Source organism: Bacillus cereus group sp. BfR-BA-01355, assembly GCF_022663675.1.
Taxonomy (GTDB): domain Bacteria; phylum Bacillota; class Bacilli; order Bacillales; family Bacillaceae_G; genus Bacillus_A; species Bacillus_A thuringiensis_S.
The window spans coordinates 1-18,155 of sequence record NZ_JAKUFY010000051.1; the positions used below are offsets into that span (position 1 = coordinate 1).

The following is an 18,155-nucleotide window of genomic DNA, read 5'->3' on the forward strand; positions in this document are numbered from 1 at the left end:
ATTGCTTCTTCTTTTTTAGCTTTATCTTGCTGCATTTGCGCTGCTTCTTCCTTTGTCAATGTTCCTGTTGAAGCACTCGCTACTGAAGAATATCCTACTGTTAAAAGTGCCATTGCACAAATTGGTAATAGTCTCTTTTTCATCTTCATTCTCTCCTTATATTTTATTCACATCAACTCGCATCGGATGTATTACTAGAATAAGCAAGAGATATAAATATAAGATGCAGATGAAATATAATTCATTTAAAGATTTCATTGTAGAAAAAGAAAAAAACATCGCAATATATACGATGTTTTTTTCGGGTGTGTGTCTCAATATTTACATGTTACTTTCGCGCGATTTGGAAGTAGAACGGGCCGGAGCGATAACTAATTGTCTCGGCTCAGTTTTCTTGAAGTGATTTTTGACGTTACACTTACGACGTTGAACAACCCACGCTTTAATAGGGTTTGTCAAAATAATCTTTTGCTCTTCGTTAGGGGCCTCTTCTTCAAACCTACAACTTTCGCTCCATTTATTCCATTTCATTGTAAATTTAGAAGAAGAATGATCATCTTCACGATCAAACAAGTGCAAAAAATCCATTTTTCCATCTAGCATTACGGTATTACTAGTCGCTAAAAAAGAAAAGGTCGTCCAACGTTTCTCCATGCCCTCCTACTCCTTTTTCACATATAGAGTGCCTAAAACTTAATTTACCTAAAATATGCTTGCCTTTTACCTTACACCCATAGTTTATCCAAAATGCTATTATGCAACTATCGATTTGCCTTACAACTACCTTACATTTTTGTAAGAAACAAAAAACCTTCACTCTATATAATGAAGGTTTCTTACTTTTTATCTATATGATTTCTCATATCATCAAGTCCAGCTTCTTTTAGCTGCGACATCATACCGTGCGAAATTGCTCCTAACACTAAAGTCATTCCAATTAATGAAATACGAATCGCAGGTACATCAATTACGTAAGCCAACAGGCCAAGAACAATTGTTAAAAGTAATGCTTTTATAAATGTTACACTTGTGTACTGTTTCTTCTTCATCATATTCACCCTTTATGGAAGCGTTTTCTTAATATGCTTAGTATATCATATCATCAGATGATTTTGTCGTTGTCTTTGTAAAAAATTACTATCTTCTTTGACTTTTTCTATTCTATCCTTTACAGTCGAAATGTTCGCAAGTTTTACACTGTAGGAGGATTACAATGAATATTGAAATAAAAGACACTTTAATTTCTGAAGAACAATTACAAGCAAAAGTGAAAGAATTAGCACTTCAAATCGAACGTGACTTTGAAGGAGAAGAAATCGTAGTTATCGCAGTATTAAAAGGTTCATTCGTATTTGCTGCTGATTTAATTCGTCACATTAAAAACGATGTAACAATTGACTTCATTTCTGCATCTAGTTACGGAAATCAAACAGAAACGACAGGAAAAGTGAAACTCCTAAAAGATATCGACGTAAACATTACTGGAAAAAACGTAATTGTTGTAGAAGATATTATCGATTCTGGTTTAACACTTCATTTCTTAAAAGACCACTTCTTTATGCATAAACCAAAGGCACTCAAGTTCTGTACATTACTTGATAAACCAGAACGCCGTAAAGTGGACTTAAAAGCTGAATATGTTGGCTTCCAAATTCCAGACGAATTTATCGTTGGCTACGGTATCGACTGTGCTGAGAAATATCGTAACTTACCATTTATCGCTTCAGTTGTAACGGAGTAATATAATAAAATAAGCTTCCATCAATTACTGATGGAAGTTTATTTTCTATCACGATTCGTAAAAGACAAAGGGAGAGAATAAAAATGACAAAGACAAAATTTGAAAAAGTACTCCTCATCGTAAATCCGAAAGCTGGTCAAGGTGACTTACATACAAATTTAACAAAAATCGTACCACCTCTTGCCGCAGCTTTTCCTGATCTACATATCCTTCATACGAAAAAACAAGGTGATGCAACAAAATATTGCCAAGAGTTTGCTAGTAAAGTAGATTTAATTATCGTCTTTGGTGGTGATGGAACAGTATTTGAATGCACAAATGGCTTAGCACCTCTCGAAACTAGACCTACACTTGCAATTATTCCAGGTGGAACTTGCAATGACTTCTCTCGCACACTTGGTGTTCCGCAAAACATTGCAGAAGCGGCAAAACTTATTACAAAAGAACATATAAAACCAGTTGACGTTGCAAAAGCAAATGGACAACATTTCTTAAACTTCTGGGGGATTGGTCTCGTATCTGAAGTATCAAACAATATCGATGCAGAAGAAAAAGCAAAGCTTGGTAAAATCGGTTACTATTTAAGTACAATTCGAACTGTAAAAAATGCTGAAACATTCCCGGTAAAAATTACTTATGACGGACAAGTATATGAAGACGAAGCTGTCCTTGTCATGGTTGGAAATGGTGAATATCTTGGTGGTATTCCATCCTTTATTCCGAACGTAAAATGTGATGACGGAACACTTGATATTTTCGTAGTCAAATCAACAGGGATTCAAGCATTTAAAGATTACATCGGAAAGAAATTATTTGAAGACTCAAATGAAAATGACATCTTCCACGTAAAAGCGAAATCCATTCATATCGAAACAGAGGAAGAAAAAGAAGTAGATACAGATGGAGAAAGTTCGCTTCATACACCTTGTCACATTGAATTATTACCAGGACACTTTACGATGATTTATAATCCTGCGGTTGTGTAAAGAAAAAAACGAGTGCTAGCACTCGTTTTTTCTCTTCTAATCTAGTTATGTCGTTGAATAATTTCCTCTATTTCTTTAACTCTGTCTAAAGTAATTCCATTTCTTTGTTCAATTGCTAAAGGATGGTCGGTTGGCTCTAATTCAACATACGGTGCCATTCCAACTTCTCTTATATGTACATTTGTTTTTAAATTTAATGTTTCTGGATAAACTGGTATTTCTACAGATAACCACCCAAAATAAGGATCACTATTTTCTCGGCCTCTCTCATCCCACTTTTCTAATACTTCATCATAACTTTCTTTACTAAGCGATACCCACACAGTCCATATGAAATTTTCGTGGTAATCAATGATAGGAATCTCTAAACAACCTCTAATAAAGTAATGTTCATCGTCCATTACGCAAAGTTCTGATGTTAAATGGAAGCGTCCCTCTCTTTCATGGGGCGCTACCTCGTAATAATAATATGGTGCTTCACTTCCGTAGCATAAAGGAAGTGTAAAATGACTCATTTGTACTTTTTCTCCAGATTTTCTTCTTCTTTTCATTTATTATTCTTTCTCCTATCTTTTTCAGTCACAACCAAACTCCACCCAATTTTCCCAGTTCGTATTAGCATCCTTATTTACAATTTCACTAGAGTATACCATAAACATACTTACCTTTCATTTTCTAATAATATTACTAAAAAATAGTAGAATGACTAGTTTGCATACTCTAGTTCTTTTTATGTACAATGAAGGAAAGAAGCACCTTCATATAAGGGAGAGGACAAACTTTGTTCAACCAACAGTTAGTTAATTTACGCATTGATTTTGCATTTAAACAATTGTTTGGTACGAATGGTAGTGAAGATATTCTAATTGCATTTTTAAACGCTATGTTACAAGATTCTTTAGAGTCGCCCATTGCTTCTCTACAACTAGAAGATCCACATTTACACAGGGAATATGAAGAGGATAAGTTATCTATTTTAGACATTTCAGCGACATTAAACACAGGAACAAAAGTCAATGTAGAAATACAACTCAATAATAATCACGATATGGTTAAACGCAGTTTATATTATTGGGGAAGACTATACACATCTCAACTACAAAAAGGGATGCCCTACAGTGCACTTCACAAAACCATCACCATAAACTTACTAAAATTCGTAATGTTTTCGGAACACCCAGCCTTCCATACAACGAGCATATTATGGAATACACAACAAAAAAAACTCCTAAGTGACGACATAGAAATCCACACTATAGAAATTCCAAAGTTAACTGAACAATGGTATGAAGAAAAAGTAAATCCGTGGAAAGATCCATTTGTTCGTTGGCTTTTATTGCTTTCAGCAAATGAGGATGAGCACTTAACTAAACTATTGGAGGATATTGCTATGAACCAAGACCCCATTTTACAAAAAGCGATAAATAAATGGGAACGTATGAGTCAAGATTCTTCTTTCCGACAAGCCTATGACGCAAGGGAGAAAGTTTTAATGGATGAAGCAGCAAAATTCGCCCACGCAGAGACAGAAGGAATAAAAAGAGGGATGGAACAAGGGATAAAAAAAGGGCTTGAAAAAGGCATTGAAAAAGGCATTCAACAGGGCATTCAACAGGGCATTGAAAAAGGTCGAAAAGAAGGAGTCCAACAGGGAAAAATTCAAATGATTAAAAATATGTATGATCTTGGTATACCACTTGAAACGATTGCTAAGGCAAGTAAATTAAGTTTGCATGAGATTGAGCATATTTTAGGACATAAATAGTCATAAAAAAGAGCTTGAATAGTTTCAAGCTCTTTTTTTATCAACTCTCCTCAATACCATCCAATTGAGTCTTATAACATTCATCACACTCTGGCCTCGTAGGAAGAATCCCTCTTTCATCAGGTAATAAAACCCTCAAAACTTCTCGATCCATCTCTACGAAATACTTCATAATAATGGGATATCCTTCAATAATATTCATATACTCAATCCCTTGTTCAAACTTTTTTCCGCTCTTTATTTCTTCTATTTTCAGCATAAAAAATCCGAAACCATACAAAATGATTTCGGATTTCCTATAGTTAAAATATTAAATTACATTTCGAACAAAAAGGAGCAGAATTTCCTCTTCAAATTTTCGCATTACGTTTTGGACAATATACATCTCTCTCTTCTATCTTTTCTCGTTCTATCATATGTAAGGATACTATTCTCATACTGCACATAACCCCAATTAATATAAGGCTAACAACGAGTAGCATATCTCTCACTCCCTTTCTATATTTTACCATAAAATAACAAAACCGATTCCCACATTGAGAATCGGTTTTATCTTTATAATCCTAACTTCGCCTTCGCACCATCAGGAATTTTATCTACTTCTATTTCTACTTTATCATGTAAAAACTTCCCTCTTGTAATGACATGCCAGTACGAGCCTTTTTGTAATTTATCTACGCCATCAATTGTTACTTCTTTCTCTTCTCCCTTCTCATCATAAGCTTTAACTGTATATTCAAAACCTTTATTTCCACCTAACTTCTTCGCTCCAACCAAATTTTGAGCTGGGATCCCTACTACCCGTTTATGCTGGATAAATTTATTAAACTTCATAGTGTTTTCAAAACAAAAAGTCTTCCATACAACGAGCATATTCTGGAAGACACAACAGCAGCGACGCCTAATTGATGATATAGAAATTCCAAAGTCAACAAAACAATAGCATGAAGAAGAGCTAGAAAAATATCGAGAAGGTTGACGGGGCATACACCGTGTCAAATTGAATTATTATCAAAGCTTTCAACAGTGATTTATAATCCTTATTTTGCTATACTTTAATAATTACTAAACTTCGCATTTTTTCAAAAAATAAAGTATAATGAACTAATATAAAAAGGTTGTTAACAAAATCGTTAACAACCTTTTTTGTTTTTTCCGAAAAACTTTTCAATTTAAGGGAGCGATCACATGTATTGGAGAAAAAATGATAAACCTGTAGAAGAACCAGAAGCAATTGCTGTATGGGAATGCCAAGAAGAAAACTGCCGTGGGTGGATGCGTAAAAACTTTTCGTTAGAAGAAGAGCCGCAATGTCCTTTATGTAAAGGAGATATGGAAAGCAGCGAACGCTTATTACAAAAGTTATAATAAATTTTCCTCTTCACCTTTTATAAACTCAAACATAGAGGATCCTCTTTCTCCTTATTTGCAATGTGAATCGAAAGAAAATAAACTATACAAAAAGCTTTGCGTATCCTCGCAAAGCTTTTTCAATATCTCAAACTCATTCCAACCATAGTTCCTATCCAAATGATTACTGTTCACCTATATGCTCAATAACCAAATTAATATAAAAGGAAATCCAATAAAATTTACAAGTTTCACTTTTAATTCATCCATTTTTTATAGGCTAATACAAATTTTATACTTTAATCTTACGACGAATAAATCCAAATACAGATCCTAATGCCACAAAACATGCACTTGGTATCATCATTGTTTCGCTACTTCTTTTTTCTCTATATCATTCTTTTGTTGTGATTGAATCGTTGCTTTCTTTTTCCCTAATACTTCTTTTTGTTGATCCTGAATCACGGCTTCTGCTCGTTCTAATGATTTTTTTTTGCTCCTGCATTGCTGCTTTCTTCTTCTCTAACGCCTCTTTTTGCCAAGCATGAAATTCTGCTTCCTTTTTTTCTAATGCTTGTGCTGATACCTCTCCCTTTGACGTTGTTCCAGTAGATGCGCTAGCTAACGATGAATATCCTATTGATAAAAGTGCCATCGCACAAATTGGTAAAATTTTCTTTCTCATTTCATTTTCTCCCTGTATACTTTTTTAAATACCAGCTTGGGGGTATTTATAGACTAAACAAGCTATATAAATATAAGATGCAGATACGATATATTTCACTTAAAAATTCAATTAGTGTAATTAATTACACTAATCTCTATGTATAGATGTATTTCCTTAAAAATAGTAGAGGGATTCCTTGATTTCTCCTTAATAATATTCAAAAGTCCCAAACTATAATAAGTTTGAGACCCTTGAATTCTATATTCTATTTTTTCTTTGGGAGGACAATCCCCTTATATAATTGAATAGTGATCAAATAGTAAACAACGTAAATAATTAAAAATATACAAATCGGAAGTCCAATATTCACATATGGATTCACAAAAAATTTAACAAATGTAAATACATTCATTCCTACCAAAACGTGTATAAGACCCAATATAGCTGGAAATAGAAATACAATGCCTAATTCTTTATACATAGATTTTATAAGTAATTCTTTACGTACCCCAATTTTCCGAAGCATCTCATAACGCCCTATATCTTTCGTAGCTCCAGAAAGGATCTTAAACATTAAACAACTTGCCATCATAGCTAAAAAAGCAAGGCCTAAAAAGAATCCCATAAAGGAAGTTCCTTTTGAAAAGGCAAGCATAGATTCATAATCACTATAGTTTGTCGGTAAATATACATCTTCCTTAGGCTTATTAATAGTAGCGGCTATTTTTTCGATTTGACGATCATCCATCTCTTTTAACTCTGTTTTATACCTTAAAATATTATCTACTTTAGCAATAAAAAATGTATGCTCATTCCCTTGAATTGCTTCATAACGTTTTTCATCGACGATATAGACAGGTTTACGATCATATACAGAAATATTCGATCTAAAATCACTATCCATACTCTTATCCCAATTCAGTGGTAACGTAGAACTAGATGGATCAACTTCCTCCCCCTTAAACATCCTATAGCTCGAAGATGGAAGTTGTTCAGTAATATGTGTTGTCTCTTTCTTTCCAAATAACAGTGGAGGGTTCTCCAATAATTCTTCTTTTAAATAGTAAACAGCCTCATTATTAACTTTATATTTATATTGTTTTTTATCTACAATTTTCATTTTTTCCATAGCTTTATAATCCTCTGCTTCTGGATCATGAATTGTAATATCATAACCTGACATTCTTTCTGCTGTAAGGATTACGTTTTTCTGTAAAGACATGCCACCAGCCATTGCCCCCACACCCAGTCCAATTAGCATCGTTACCGTGCCTAATATTTTCGCCAAACTACTTACACGAAACTGCAATTGTGCAAATGTAAATGCATTTAATTTCTTCTCATTTAAATAGCGCGTTTTCTTTAACCTGTTAACAATCATAGGTAAGAACGAAATAAATATAAGATATGTCCCGATTGTAATCGTGAATAGTGGAAGCATAATGGCTCCAGCGCCCTTTATTCCTACGAAGAGTACGAAATAATACCCTACACCTAGTCCTAGCAAACTACATAAAAGTAACAATATTGTGGCTGGTCCTTTCATTCGTATGCGCTCCGTTTGCTCCTCTGTACGAATTAAATCTAGTTCTGTTTTAAGTGCTATACGAATCACATTCACAACGGATGTAAGTAGAAATAACACACTAAAGAATATAAATGTTATTTTGAATGCAGGACCATAAAATGCTTGATAACCTTCCGCTGAAATTTCCAATTGTTTCGTTAGAAATTTGCTAACGAAATTAGAAAGAATGGCTCCGAATACACTACCTAGCACTAGTGAAATCATTCCCATAATGAACGTCTCAAAAAATAAAAGTTGACTAATTTTACTCTTTTTCGCCCCTAATACAAGGTACATACCAAGCTCTTTCTGCCGGAGTGAAAGTAGAAAAGAGTTTGCATAAAAAATATAAAAGAATGTAATAAACGCTACCAAAACAGAGCCTATTTGAAATACAAATACAATTGAACCAATAATACTGTTATTCATTGTAAACTCTTTATTTAACGCAAGCGTTTGAAACATATAAAAAATAGAAATTGAGATTACAAGACCTATTAGTAAAACGATGTAATCCTTTATCATTTTTTTCATACTGGAAATAGAAAGTTTTAATAACACACTTTACACCCACGATTCTCTACAGCGTGGTATACTACATTCACCTTTTTACTATCCCCTCTTTGTACAACGTTCTCTTCAAATATTAAAGTTTTCATATTGCCTCCTGTCATGTGGCTAGTGCTACGATCATGCTATTTTCATAGCCACTAACTATCATTTTATCTTTTCCCGACAAACAGCAATATTGATTCCTCTTACATTATCCTTACATTTTTGTAATGTACAATACCTTAAAATCATTATATTAAAATTATTATTTTCATAATCCGATTCATATACCTTTACTTTGTTCTCACGAAGATGACATCAATATTCTCACACTTAAATAATATATTTATAAATATAAATTCGAAGGATATTTTATAGGTTTTCTAGTCTATTTAAAAAGTTATATAAATCATTAACATTAGAAATGGACAAAAAAAGCCCCTCTGTAATACTTAATAACTTTGCACTTATCATCAGTTTACCTCTTCATTATAATTGTCCGAGATAAAGATAAGATAACAACGATATAAAGATATACCCACATGTTATTAAATTTAGTACCGTTTTACCTTTCCTTATCCCTCTCACTCTTTACTTTACATTAATTCTCTTCGTTTCTAATCCACCTCTGATGGACTCTATATAAAACTATTATTTAGGTTGTATTAAAATAACATATTCTAAATCATATAAATTCGCCTTTGGTTTTGCATAAATAGTATAAGTAAGACCATATTGATCTTGTTCTTGTTCTAGTACCTCTGCTACTTCAAGACCTGGTGGTATTTTCTGACTCAATTCAGAGGTAATAATGCTATCACCTATTTTTATTTCTTTCACTTTATCTGATGGGATATTATCAATTCGAAGGGCCTGTTTTTTCTTATCATACCCTGTAACAAATCCTAAAGTGGATGAATTATTTTGAAGGGTGATTGCTAAACGATTCGTTCGTTCATCACTCGTAATTAATTTCACAACAGATGTATATTGATCTACACTATCTACCTTTCCAATAAAACCGTTCACTGTAATAACAGCCATACCAACCTTTACACCATGTTGTGCCCCTCTCTCAAGAGAGATTTTTCCATACCAATCTTCTGCTTCACGCCTTACTACTGTAGCTTGAATTAGATTGTATTTTCCTTGTTCCTTTAATTCTTTCGTTTTATTGATAAGTTTAGTAAGATTTTCTTTCTCCTCACTTAACATTTGCACTTTACCCTTTAATGATTCTTGATGTTCAATTTTCCCTTTCAATGCTTGATTCTCTTTATATACTTTATAAATGTCTTCTATATTATGAACAATATTTTGGACATGCTTATTATTTGTACATACATACACCGCCAATAAAGCCAAAAGAATAATTGAAAGAAATAATAATATTTTCTTCTTAGAAACCTGCATAATTATCCTGCTACTCCTTATCAATTTTTATCCACACACTATAGGATACTAGTGATTGTATACAGAATAAATGCAGTTTAGATAAAGTTCAGATAAACTTTATTTTCTTTATAAAAAATTTAGAAATTATCATATACTGCCATTGCATTCAAATTTTGATCGTTCAACTTATCATTTCTATAACTAAATATGTTTTATTGTTACTTTTTCTTTCACTTTAGCTGGTATTTCATCACCTTGCACTTCTTCCCATTCCATACCATAACTTCCTTTAGATCTAATCTTTAAATATGCTCCTATTCTTAAATGTTTTGAAGCAGTCATCGCAATCTTTTGCTCTTGACCAGATTCATTATATCCTTTGAATTTATATTCCCATCTAGCAAAACCTTTGTTTTCGGCTCCATATTTACCATCATTATCAACAACAGCATAATAAATACCTTCTTTAATAAATGGATTGAGTTGATCTACAATAGATCCACCCTTCACTATAAGTAATGTAACTCCAACTATAATCAATGCGATAAACGCGCTTATTTTTTTCATGAAACTTTCTATTCTCCTCTTCTCAGATACTTCCACTTAAAAGACTTCCTCTAAATCAATTGTGGCACTATTACTTATTAAAATGTAACCAAATTTCCTAATGCTCTTCTAATTAAATTGGCAATAATATAATAAATTGAATAACCCCATTTTCATGTTTTGCTCGAATTTCTCCTTTGTGCAATTCAACAATGCTTTTTGCAATTGCAAGCCCCAAACCTGAACCTTCTACAGCTCTACTTCTCGATTGATCTTTTTTATAAAAACGCTCAAACAAATTCTCTAATTCTTTTTTTGTAAATTCTTCACTATGATTAGCTATAGAAATTTTGATATGCTGCTCTTCTCTTTGAAGTAAAACCCGAATTTCTGCTTTATCTATACTGTATTTAATTGCATTTATTAAAAGATTTTCAAACACACGCACCATTTTTTCTGAGTCCACCACAGCATATATACGATCTTCCTGAAATTCTTTTACAAAAAAAAGATTATGCTCCTCCGCTTGTGGTACTAGCTCTTCTATTAATTGATCAAGTAGTTCATTTATACACACTTCTTGCGAATCTAACGCCATATTTTCATCTGTTAGTTTTGTATACTCAAACAAATCTTCTATTAACATCTTCAACTGCTCTGATTTTGAAAAGGCAATTTTTATATACTCATCATGCTGTTCTTTATTTTCATATTTCGCATCACCTAGTAAACGTAAATACCCCATAATAGAAGTAAGTGGTGTTCTTAAATCATGTGATACATTTGTAATCAATTCACTTTTTTGCTTCTCTATTTGTTTTTCCTTTTCTATATTAGCCAAGAGCTTTTCTGCCATTTGATTAATATTAGAAGTTAATAAACCTATTTCGTCTTGACCTGCCTGTTTGATTTTATATTGTAAATTACCTTTCGAAAATTCCCTTACTCCTTCTGCCATCGCTTCAATCTGATTCATTTTCCTTTTCGTTATATAAAAGAAAGATAGTATAAAAGTGATAAAACCTAGTAAAGATGGAAATGGACTGCTATCATTCACTATATACTTCACATTTCCTTGTGGTATACCACTTGCAATAATATACATATTTTTCGTATTAACATTAACCGGATAAAAAGTTGTAAACTCCTTACGCTTTTGTTCAGTTCCATCTTGAATTAAATTTTGCGCCTCTACATATCGTACTTGATCCATTTTAAAATCCATCACATTACGCATCGTCTCATGAAGATTGATTTGTTCTTCCGGCGCTCCCTTTGTTTTATAAACGACTTTCCCATCCTCGTCTATTATTAAAATCTTTAGTTGATTTTGTTCATTCAATTGATCAAGCAGTTCTTGTATATTAATTTCCTTACCTTCCTCGGTCATACTTTCAACAAGCCTTTGTGTCTGTCCATCAATGGCTTCCATACCTGATGCATAATCAATGATAGAAATTTTATTCGCATCCTCAAAAAAAGAAGATGAAGACCATCCTACTAATACACCGAGTAACGTACAAAAAGTAAATGTAGCCATTAGCTGTATCCGTATGCTCTTTTCCAAATAACTCACTATTTTACCTGTCATTTTTTTTAAAACTTGATTCATCCATATTATCGGTTCAAATATCTTTCTCAATCTTGTAGCCAACTCCCCATACTGTTTTAATGTACCGAGGCTTCCTTGGAATCGCCTCTATCTTTTCACGTATTTTCCGAATATGTACCATCACAGTATTATCAGATTGGAAAGCTTGCTCTTTCCATACTCTTTCATAAATTTGTGCTGCATTTAATACCATTCCTTGATTTCGTACAAGCAATTCTAATACCTCAAACTCTCTCGGTGTCAATTTCACCTCTTCATTTGCAATAATGACCTGCCGTGTTACTATATTAACTTTCATATCTCCAATCTCTATTTCATTTTCATCTTGTACACTTGTCCCACTCATTTTCATATATCTCCGAAGTTGTGATTTAATACGAGCAATGAGTTCCAGTGGATTAAATGGTTTAGCTACGTAATCATCTGCCCCAGTTGTTAATCCTAAAATCTTATCCATATCTTGCGTTTTTGCCGACAGCATAATAATAGGCATTTCCGCTATTTCTCTCACTTTCATACACATATGAATACCATCTATTTTCGGCATCATAATATCAAGGACGATTAGATGCACGTCTCTTTTCTTTACTATTTCTAAACCTTCTTCACCATCTCCAGCTTGTAATACTTCATAACCTTCATTCTTTAAATAGATAGTGATAAGTTTTCTAATTTCCTTCTCATCGTCCACGATAAGTATCGTTCCTTTACTCACAAAATCTCCTCCAGCATCATTTACCAAACTATGAATGTTGCTTTATTTCACTCACTACGGCATTCTTCTTATGCATATACATATAAGAAATACTACAAACTACAATAACAATGCCACCAAAATATATACCGTACTCGGTCGCAAGTGTTACTATTACTTCTATATGCTTTCCAAATATAGAACCTAGTAAGAAATAAACTAACGTCCATACAAATCCTGTTACATATGAATAAATCGCATACGTTTTAAAAGACATGTTATTCATTCCTACTAAATACGGTACGATATGCCTCACAACAGGTATAAAATAACTTATAACTAATGTATAATGACCATATTTTGCTATCATCTCTTGCGATTTTAAAAGATACTTCGTCTTTTTCTTTTTCATCAATTTATTAAGTATTTTTGTGCCAAAAATTTTCCCGAGTATATACCCTAAAGAAAGGCCGGATACAACGCCTAAATACGTTAGTAAAAAGGCGGGAATCAAATCCAATATACCCATCGATGATACTAATCCACCGCTCATTACAATCATTTCATCTGGAATCGGCATACCGATAATACCTAACCATAAACAGAAAAATAAAGCCCAATAACCATACTGCTCAATGTATGACATTAATTCATTTAGCTCCATTATGCATATGCTCTCCTTAGCTCTTTTTTACAGCTAAAGACGTAAGCTGGCGGGAAATTGAACCACACTTTTTCTAGTGTAATTTCAGGGAAGAAATGCTGTATAAATCCTTTTTTCACAAGTGAATATTGAAATGTAATAAATTCTCCATTCTCATGTATCGTTTCCATTACGCTGTTTAAAATGCGCTTTGAAACCTCTTCTGGTAAAGAAGTGAAAGGCAATCCTGATAAGATGTAATCAATACATTCTATATTCAATTGTTCCCTATACTTCTTTATATTTTCCGCTGAGCCATGTATAACAATCACATTCTGCTCATCTTTAAATTTTCTCTTTAACTCTTTGAAAAATACTTCATTAATTTCAATAAGAAGAAATAATGTCTCCTTCTTCTTTCTCTTCATAATTTCTTTCGTAAAAGCTCCTGTACCCGGCCCTAGCTCTACAATGCATTTCGCTCTATTAAAATCAATTACATCTACCATCTTCTTTGCTAATATTTTTGAACTTGGCGCAATTGCACCAGTATGTTTCGGATGTTTAATAAATTCATGTAAGAATGTTATGAGTTGCATGTAACCTTCTCCCCATTCGTTCAATAGTTTTTAACTTGTTTCTAAGTATAACTATCGTTTCTTAATAAAAATTGAGGAAGTTTCTTAAGATTTTATGAAGAATAAAAAAACAGCTATCCCTATTACGATAGCTGTCCCTTTATTACTTCGCACTCACGATTTTATAATAAGAACGAACTGTGATGAAGTAATATCCAATATAAATAACACTATATACTCCAATACTAATTAAAAGCGGAATCATAATTTCAAATGGCAGTATGTTCCCTAAACCTTTTAATGCAAACAAGCTGTGCAGAATTCCGATTACTAGTGGAATTGCAAAGATAAAGCTCACTTGTTTTGCAATAGCTTTTTTCATTTCTTGTTTCGTTACCCCGACTTTATGAAGGACAATGTAACGATCACGGTCAGCACTTGCTTCTGTAAGCTGCTTAAAGTAAATGATTGAGCCTGTCGCTAATAGGAAGACTAAACCTAAGAATAGTCCGATGAACATCATTAGTCCAGTTGCTTCCAGTCCCATATGGAAACCAGTATAGAAGTCTCTAAATGGTGGTGCCATTTCTGATACACCAGTTGGCATCACTTTTGCTAATTTTTCCGTTAACACTTTACTGTTTCTTTCATCTTTTACATCAATATTTTTTACAATACGTGTTCCAAATGCTTGTTTCGCTTGTTCATACATTTCATCTGAAACGACAACAACTAGTTCACCTAAGTTTGTAATTGCATTATTATTTGCACCTTGGATTTTCAACGTCTTCGTTTCATTTTCAATTTGGAATACCGCTTTATTTCCTTTATATTCGGGGCTAAACTCATACCCTTCCATATAAGAACTATCATATATAAATGCTTCGCCAGTAGCTACATTCACTGTTTCCGCATCAATTTTTTTAGCAAGCTTGTTAAATTCAGATTGAGACATAAATTGATATTTCTCTGAAATCGTGTAATTCATATTAAGAATGAAATCAACTTTATCTCCTTCAAACTTCCCTTTTACAGGAACTGTCTCAATTTCAACTTGATCTTTGATCGGATGATCTTTCTTCTCTTCTGCAAAAATCGCATTTACTTTCTTATCAAGCTCTGCATCTTTTTTCTCGTAAGAATAACTGTATGGCATAGCTGCTTTTGATTGTGTAAATGTGTTGTAATACATCGTAACTGACGTACCAACCGCTGTTAATGTTACCGCACTTAAAATAGAAATCGTCGCAAGTGACTTTGCATTTCCTTTAATACGATATAGTAACTGTGACGTCGTTACCATATTCATACCGTTATAAAACGATGATTTATTATTTCTTGCACGTTTCAATACGAATACTGTAAAGAACATAAATAGTAAATACGTACCTAATACTGTCGCAAGTAATATATAAAGTGCGACTGCCATAAAGTTTGCATACATAACTGCTTTCATAAACATTAACGCTAAGAAATAACCTGAGCCGATTAAGAAAACTGAAATTAACGCCATAATGACAGATCCTTTTGGCATTGCTTCTCCTTCACGTTCTGCGCGGAAAAGTTCAATTAACTTAAAGCGATAAATTAAACGATATCCTTGGAGTGATGTATATAAAATAATCACAAAGAAAATAATTGCTGTATCAATAATTGCTGCCATTGGTACTTCAAAATGAACGTTTAAATTTAATCCCATCATATTTACTAATAACTCAAGGAATAATTTCGAAAGGACACTACCGATCGCAATCCCAATTACTAATGACATTAATCCCATTAACATATTTTCATAAAAGAGCATTTTACCAATTTGTCTTTTACGGATACCTAATAACGAATATAAGCCAACTTCTTTTTTACGTTTACGTGTAAAGAATCCGTTCGAATATATAATAAACACTGCTACGAAAATGATAAGCATCACACTGGAAACTTGAAATGCACCACTAATCTTTTTAGAAGCTTCTGCTGCTTTTTCCATTTGTGAATTATATTGCAGTGCTTTAAATGTAAAATAAATAACAATACTAAAAATCATAGATGCGAAATATACAAAGTAGTCTTTAAAGTTCCGCTGTATGTTGCGGAGGGCAATGCTAGATAAGGTCATCAGCCATACCTCCAGAAATAGAAGACATTACGTCAACGACTTTTTGGAAGAACTGTTTACGCGTTGATTCACCGCGGTGCAATTCTTTATATAGTTCACCATCTTTAATGAAAATAACTCGTTTACAATAACTTGCTGCAAATGCATCATGCGTTACCATTAAAATTGTTGAGTTATCATATTCATTTAATGACTTCATACTTTCAAGTAAATCTGTTGCAGATTTAGAATCAAGCGCTCCAGTTGGCTCGTCTCCGAAAATCATACTTGGATTCGTAACAATTGCACGTGATGCTGCGCAGCGCTGCTTCTGTCCACCCGACACTTGATATGGGAACTGACTTAAAATATGATCAATACCGAATTTCTTTGAGATTTCAAGAACGCGGCGATCAATCTCACTCGCTTTCACCTTTGATAACGCAAGTGGTAAAGCGATATTCTCTTTCACTGTTAACGTATCTAATAAATTATAATCTTGGAAAATGAAACCTAAATGATCGCGGCGGAATAACGCTAACTTATCATCATTCATCTTCACAATATCTTTTCCATCAATTAAAATTTCACCGTTCGTCGCATTATCAATTGTAGAAAGAACATTTAGTAAAGTCGTCTTACCAGAACCAGAAGGTCCCATAATTCCAACGAATTCACCTTCTTTTACTTGTAAGTTAATACCTTTTAACGCTGCAAATTTATTACCACCCGTGTCATACACTTTTTCGATATTTTTTGCTTCTAACACTGTTTTCATCTCGACATCCCTCATTTCTTCTATTCTCTATTTTCAACTATATACACTCTCTACTCTTGCCACTATCGATGTTTCTTACACAAACATGACAGTTATGTAAGGCACATAAGTAAAGACATCAAAAAGTTAACATAATGAATTAAAGTACTTTGCTACTATAACATTGGGATATCATACCATCCATTCATTCTCCTTACAGGAACATTACAATTTTGTAAGGTAAAAAATGCACCTACAAAGTTGTGCACGAAATGTCGGATGGGGTTATTTCGTTCCTGTTATTCTATGTACAGAGGAGGTCATAATATGGATTCACTTAAAAATATGAATACTGCAATGCACTATATTGAAGGTAACCTTACGAATGAAATTGATTTTAAAGAAGTTGCGAGGCTAGCTCTCTGTTCTGAGTATCACTTTAAAAGAATGTTTTCGTTTTTAGCAGGCATATCACTATCTGATTATATTCGCTGTAGACGTCTTACTCTCGCTGCCTTTGAACTAAAAAACAGCAATGTAAAAGTCATTGATGTCGCTATAAAATATGGCTACAACTCACCAGATTCATTCGCTCGTGCATTTCAAAACTTGCACGGTATAACACCTTCAGAGGCCCGAAATAGTAGCCATTCTTTGAAGGCTTATTCACCAATGACCTTCCAGTTATCCATTCAAGGAGGAAATGAAATGAATTATCGAATTGAAGAAAAAGAGCCATTTCGAATTATAGGTATTACAAAACGAGTATCAATCGTTTTCAATGGTGTAAATGAAGAAATCGCTTCTATGTGGAAAAGTTTAAACCCAGACTCCATTCAAACATTAAAGTCCCTTTCAAACATTGAACCTACTGGAATTATTAGTGCCTCTACTAATTTTTCTGAAGGGAGAATGGAGGAAAAAGGAGAACTTGATCACTATATTGGAGTAGCCACAACGAAAGATTGTCCAGAGCAATTCGCGCAACTTGAAGTCGCAGCTTCAACATGGGCTATATTTGAAGCTGTCGGTCCATTTCCTGATGCATTACAAAATGTGTGGGGACGTATTTATTCTGAATGGTTCCCTTCTTCGAACTATGAACTAGCGGAAGGACCAGAGATATTGTGGAATGAAAGTAAAGACGTATCCTCTCCGAATTTCAGAAGTGAAATATGGGTACCTGTTTTAAAAAAGTAATATAAGAATC

The 18,155-nt window shown here is 33.4% G+C and carries 19 protein-coding genes and 2 pseudogenes; 5 read left to right on the forward strand and 16 right to left on the reverse strand.

Annotation, left to right across the window (positions count from 1 at the left end; all coding sequences use genetic code 11):
* The 3 genes and pseudogenes from MR167_RS17410 to MR167_RS17420 all read right to left on the reverse strand — a co-directional run.
* Positions 1-143 (reverse strand): annotated as a pseudogene (locus tag MR167_RS17410) (LPXTG cell wall anchor domain-containing protein); the annotation flags it as partial.
* A gap of 178 nt (positions 144-321) precedes the next feature.
* Entirely contained in the window at positions 322-654 is a 333-nt protein-coding gene (locus tag MR167_RS17415) for a hypothetical protein (RefSeq protein WP_000415613.1), read from the reverse strand.
* A gap of 182 nt (positions 655-836) precedes the next feature.
* Entirely contained in the window at positions 837-1,052 is a 216-nt protein-coding gene (locus MR167_RS17420; protein WP_002081963.1) for a hypothetical protein, read from the reverse strand.
* A gap of 161 nt (positions 1,053-1,213) precedes the next feature.
* On the opposite strand from MR167_RS17420, the gene hpt reads away from it, so the two are divergent.
* Both hpt and MR167_RS17430 read left to right on the forward strand, forming a co-directional pair.
* Entirely contained in the window at positions 1,214-1,741 is a 528-nt protein-coding gene (hpt, locus tag MR167_RS17425) for a hypoxanthine phosphoribosyltransferase (RefSeq protein WP_001019294.1), read from the forward strand.
* 83 nt (positions 1,742-1,824) lie between these two features.
* Positions 1,825-2,727 (forward strand): diacylglycerol/lipid kinase family protein, encoded by a 903-nt coding sequence (locus tag MR167_RS17430; RefSeq protein WP_000167900.1) that lies wholly within the window; start codon positions 1,825-1,827, stop codon positions 2,725-2,727.
* Between the two features lie 41 nt (positions 2,728-2,768).
* Here MR167_RS17430 and MR167_RS17435 read toward each other — a convergent pair whose 3' ends face one another.
* Positions 2,769-3,278 (reverse strand): DUF2199 domain-containing protein, encoded by a 510-nt coding sequence (locus tag MR167_RS17435; RefSeq protein WP_000830226.1) that lies wholly within the window; start codon positions 3,276-3,278, stop codon positions 2,769-2,771.
* A gap of 230 nt (positions 3,279-3,508) precedes the next feature.
* Between MR167_RS17435 and MR167_RS17440 the strand changes: the two genes are divergently transcribed.
* Complete coding sequence (locus tag MR167_RS17440) at positions 3,509-4,492, forward strand: Rpn family recombination-promoting nuclease/putative transposase (protein ID WP_242315130.1); 984 nt, start codon at positions 3,509-3,511, stop codon at positions 4,490-4,492.
* Between the two features lie 40 nt (positions 4,493-4,532).
* Here the strand turns inward: MR167_RS17440 and MR167_RS17445 are convergent, their stop codons facing one another.
* Together MR167_RS17445 and MR167_RS17450 are read right to left on the reverse strand one after the other, a co-directional pair.
* A complete protein-coding gene (locus tag MR167_RS17445) occupies positions 4,533-4,751 on the reverse strand; it encodes a hypothetical protein (RefSeq protein WP_002081958.1) in 219 nt (72 codons plus the stop codon).
* Positions 4,752-5,047: 296 nt separating this feature from the next.
* Positions 5,048-5,257: pseudogene (locus MR167_RS17450) on the reverse strand (DUF1093 domain-containing protein); the annotation flags it as partial.
* 423 nt (positions 5,258-5,680) lie between these two features.
* On the opposite strand from MR167_RS17450, the gene MR167_RS17460 reads away from it, so the two are divergent.
* Positions 5,681-5,860: a cold-inducible protein YdjO-related protein gene (locus tag MR167_RS17460; protein ID WP_000289928.1), complete on the forward strand. Its 180-nt coding sequence runs from the start codon at positions 5,681-5,683 to the stop codon at positions 5,858-5,860.
* Positions 5,861-6,236: 376 nt separating this feature from the next.
* Here MR167_RS17460 and MR167_RS17465 read toward each other — a convergent pair whose 3' ends face one another.
* From MR167_RS17465 to MR167_RS17510, 10 genes are all read right to left on the reverse strand, one after another.
* The gene (locus MR167_RS17465; RefSeq protein WP_014894874.1) at positions 6,237-6,527 is read right to left on the reverse strand and encodes a hypothetical protein; all 291 of its coding nucleotides are present in this window, start codon (positions 6,525-6,527) and stop codon (positions 6,237-6,239) included.
* Positions 6,528-6,774: 247 nt separating this feature from the next.
* The gene (locus MR167_RS17470; RefSeq protein WP_000924815.1) at positions 6,775-8,637 is read right to left on the reverse strand and encodes an FtsX-like permease family protein; all 1,863 of its coding nucleotides are present in this window, start codon (positions 8,635-8,637) and stop codon (positions 6,775-6,777) included.
* 642 nt (positions 8,638-9,279) lie between these two features.
* Complete coding sequence (gene mreC / locus MR167_RS17475) at positions 9,280-10,041, reverse strand: rod shape-determining protein MreC (RefSeq protein WP_242315132.1); 762 nt, start codon at positions 10,039-10,041, stop codon at positions 9,280-9,282.
* Between the two features lie 183 nt (positions 10,042-10,224).
* On the reverse strand, positions 10,225-10,590 hold the full coding sequence (locus MR167_RS17480) for a YxeA family protein (protein ID WP_000723891.1): 366 nt from the start codon (positions 10,588-10,590) through the stop codon (positions 10,225-10,227).
* A gap of 112 nt (positions 10,591-10,702) precedes the next feature.
* Positions 10,703-12,211, reverse strand: a complete 1,509-nt coding sequence (locus MR167_RS17485; protein ID WP_001225802.1) for a sensor histidine kinase — start codon at positions 12,209-12,211, stop codon at positions 10,703-10,705.
* On the reverse strand, positions 12,195-12,896 hold the full coding sequence (locus MR167_RS17490) for a response regulator transcription factor (protein WP_000033682.1): 702 nt from the start codon (positions 12,894-12,896) through the stop codon (positions 12,195-12,197). Before MR167_RS17490 ends, MR167_RS17485 begins: the two co-directional genes overlap by 17 nt.
* Before the next feature lie 28 nt (positions 12,897-12,924).
* Positions 12,925-13,539, reverse strand: coding sequence for a DedA family protein (locus tag MR167_RS17495; protein ID WP_242315134.1), 615 nt, complete (start codon positions 13,537-13,539; stop codon positions 12,925-12,927).
* A complete protein-coding gene (locus MR167_RS17500) occupies positions 13,539-14,117 on the reverse strand; it encodes a class I SAM-dependent methyltransferase (RefSeq protein ID WP_001176071.1) in 579 nt (192 codons plus the stop codon). The genes MR167_RS17495 and MR167_RS17500 overlap by 1 nt, the downstream gene beginning before the upstream one ends.
* Positions 14,118-14,259: 142 nt before the next feature.
* Complete coding sequence (locus tag MR167_RS17505) at positions 14,260-16,209, reverse strand: ABC transporter permease (protein ID WP_000176146.1); 1,950 nt, start codon at positions 16,207-16,209, stop codon at positions 14,260-14,262.
* Complete coding sequence (locus tag MR167_RS17510) at positions 16,196-16,966, reverse strand: ABC transporter ATP-binding protein (RefSeq protein ID WP_000859656.1); 771 nt, start codon at positions 16,964-16,966, stop codon at positions 16,196-16,198. Before MR167_RS17510 ends, MR167_RS17505 begins: the two co-directional genes overlap by 14 nt.
* A 306-nt stretch (positions 16,967-17,272) precedes the next feature.
* Here MR167_RS17510 and MR167_RS17515 point away from each other — a divergent pair, with 306 nt between their 5' ends.
* A complete protein-coding gene (locus MR167_RS17515) occupies positions 17,273-18,145 on the forward strand; it encodes an AraC family transcriptional regulator (protein ID WP_017763702.1) in 873 nt (290 codons plus the stop codon).
* The last annotated feature ends 10 nt before the right edge of the window (positions 18,146-18,155 follow it).